The sequence below is a fragment of the Ramlibacter sp. genome (assembly GCF_035706265.1).
GTDB lineage: Bacteria > Pseudomonadota > Gammaproteobacteria > Burkholderiales > Burkholderiaceae_C > Ramlibacter.
Genome location: NZ_DASSVG010000273.1, coordinates 1 through 2,357, shown reverse-complemented (window position 1 = coordinate 2,357; position 2,357 = coordinate 1). Strand labels below are relative to the sequence as shown.

Genomic DNA, 2,357 nt, shown 5'->3' with positions numbered 1-2,357 from the left:
CTGCGGCGATGCCCTGGTAGGCCGGCGGGCTCAGGCGATAAAGCTGGCCGGAAGTTTCGCGAAGGCGGGTGGATGTCCGAAGGAAGTCACACCTGCGCCAGCGATGAGAAGGATTCTTATTGCTTTCCCATGGCTCAGCTGCTACCTTTCGCCTACATGAGTCCCCGTGTGCAGTGCCGGCCGGGGGCCCTCGAAAGTCGCAGGAGGAGGCACATGGACACCGACGTACAGCGCCAGAGTTCCGCACCGGCGTCGCCGCCCGCGCAGAACGAAACTGGCTGGTCCCACAGCGGATTCGGCGCGGATAGCGCGCTCGAGGCAATGAAGCGCGCGGCGAGAACCAAACCTGCGGTGCATCCCCCGATGCCACCCCAGGACATGGCGCCGAGGCCGAAGGCCGCCGACCGCCATCGCGAGCGGCCTGGGCGCACGCGCAAAGCCCGGTGAGCTCGAGTTCGGCCGGCTGAGCCAGCCCGGGCCCAGCCGAGCGTCGCCGCTGCCCCCTTGAAACGTCGGACCGGCGACAAAGCTAGAATTCCGAACCGTATGAACAACGAAGCAGTGCAAGACTGGCTGCGCGTGCGCCGGCAGCTCCTGGAGAAGGAGTCCGCCTTCACGACGTTGGCCATCAAGGTGGCGAGTGGCGAAGCTTCCGAGCAGGTCTTGCAGGAGCAACGTGCCGAACTGGAAGACATGCGCGCCAGCTGCACGGCGGCCTATCAGAGGGCATTCCCGGCGCGCGCCAACTAGCCGCAGGAACGTTCGCGTCGTCCTTCTATGACTCCGCGGCGGGACGGCTGGCTCAGGCTTTCGCCAGGTCCCTTCGCGACGATGTGACACGGCGTGACGTGACAAGACCCGGCGCATGTTCACGACACGTATCGAGCCGCTACCGCACGCAATAACGCTGCAGCCCTGTTTCGTAGAGACCCTTGCGCCGGAATTCCGGTCCCAGAATGTCCGCCAGGACAAGCCATGGAACCGGATCTCTACATGCATCGCCCCGCCCACGTCCGCGACCGCGAGCTCGCGGCAGCCCTCAAGGGGGCCCGCACGATGCCAGTTTCCGGCAAGCCGGTGCTGGTGGCGTTCCGCAACGAGGCCGGGGAGATGTACCGCTTCGCGCTGCTTCATGGCCCGACGCAGCTGCGCTACCTGCGGCACCGGCTGGTGCAACTGCACCTGCTGCAGGATCTCGATGACCAGGACGGGATGATGACCGTTCTCGGGAGTGCCTGACGCAGATCACTGGTGCCTGCCAGCCTGTCGGGTTAAGCTGTGAAGCCATGCCGAGCGCGCAGCCCACTCCGCCTGCCCCCGTCTGGGCCCATCCCCTTCCCGAACTCGTCCCCGCCTTGCGCGATGTCGCGGCCGCCTTGCGGCGCGTGAACCGCCATCCCGAGCCAGGGCCCGGCTTCCGCATCGGGTTCTGCGACAGCACGGGCCAGGTGCTCGCCGGCACGCTGGTCGCCAGCTTCCACCAGGTCCAGGTCCTCGCCCTCTCGATGGCGGACCTGGGCTACCGCGACGTGATCGCGGGCGAAGGCGACGAGATGCAAGGCTGCCACGTTCTGTTCGTGCCGCACGGGCAGCCCGCCGCCGCGCCGCGCCGGTCGCCGCCCGCTCGCTGATCCGCCGCGCCTGAAGACCGGACCGCTGCGGCGGAGTGCCGTCAGCGCTGGGGTTCGCGCTGGCGCGGCTCACCGCCAGCCTACTTGGCGGCCGCTGCGACGGGCAGGCCGCGCGCTGGAAGGAAGTACAGTGCGCACAGGCGATGAACGAGAGCGAGCAGTCCCTTCCCCCCGGCTTCATGGTGGTCCACGGCAACCACCCCGAGGCGCTGCGTGACCTGATGGTGGCCTGGATGCAGCGGCATCCGGTGGCCCCGCTGGAAGACGAACTGGTCCTGGTGCAAAGCAACGGCGTGGCCCAATGGCTCAAGCTTTCGCTCGCCGCCGACCCCGCCCAGGGCGGCATTGGCGTGGCGGCGGCGCTGCGCACCCAGCTGCCCGCGCACGCGCTGTGGGAGGCCTACCGCGCCGTCCTCGGCCCGGATACGGTGCCACGCGATTCGGCGCTGGACGAATCGCGGCTCGTGTGGCGCCTGATGCGCCTGCTGCCGGCGCTGCTGGCCGAACCCGAGTTCGCGCCCCTGCGCGGCTTCCTCCACGACGACGCCGACGGGCGCAAGCTGCACCAGCTCGCGCTGCGCGTGTCCGACCTCCTGGACCAGTACCAGGTCTATCGGGCCGATTGGCTGGCGCGCTGGGCCCAGGGCGATCCGGTGCTGACGCTCGCCCATGCCGCGCGCGAAGTGCCGGTGCCCGACACGCTGCGCTGGCAGCCGCGCCTGTGGC

At 69.1% G+C, this 2,357-nt stretch carries 5 protein-coding genes; all 5 read left to right on the top strand.

Annotation, left to right across the window (positions count from 1 at the left end):
- The first annotated feature begins 213 nt into the window (after nucleotides 1-213).
- Entirely contained in the window at nucleotides 214-447 is a 234-nt protein-coding gene (locus VFM98_RS10045) for a hypothetical protein (RefSeq protein ID WP_325109786.1), read from the top strand.
- A 99-nt stretch (nucleotides 448-546) separates the two neighbouring features.
- Entirely contained in the window at nucleotides 547-750 is a 204-nt protein-coding gene (locus tag VFM98_RS10040; protein ID WP_325109785.1) for a hypothetical protein, read from the top strand.
- 225 nt (nucleotides 751-975) lie between these two features.
- On the top strand, nucleotides 976-1,239 hold the full coding sequence (locus VFM98_RS10035; RefSeq protein WP_325109784.1) for a hypothetical protein: 264 nt from the start codon (nucleotides 976-978) through the stop codon (nucleotides 1,237-1,239).
- A 146-nt stretch (nucleotides 1,240-1,385) separates the two neighbouring features.
- The gene (locus tag VFM98_RS10030; RefSeq protein ID WP_325109783.1) at nucleotides 1,386-1,631 is read left to right on the top strand and encodes a hypothetical protein; all 246 of its coding nucleotides are present in this window, start codon (nucleotides 1,386-1,388) and stop codon (nucleotides 1,629-1,631) included.
- A gap of 35 nt (nucleotides 1,632-1,666) precedes the next feature.
- On the top strand, nucleotides 1,667-2,357 hold a 691-nt coding region (locus VFM98_RS10025; protein ID WP_325109782.1), incomplete at its 3' end, for an exodeoxyribonuclease V subunit gamma.

Bases quoted from the DNA above. Each gene is read 5' to 3' on its own strand.
- VFM98_RS10045 (WP_325109786.1), top strand. From the start codon at position 214: ATGGACACCGACGTACAGCGCCAGAGTTCCGCACCGGCGTCGCCGCCC.
- VFM98_RS10040 (WP_325109785.1), top strand. From the start codon at position 547: ATGAACAACGAAGCAGTGCAAGACTGGCTGCGCGTGCGCCGGCAGCTC.
- VFM98_RS10035 (WP_325109784.1), top strand. From the start codon at position 976: ATGGAACCGGATCTCTACATGCATCGCCCCGCCCACGTCCGCGACCGC.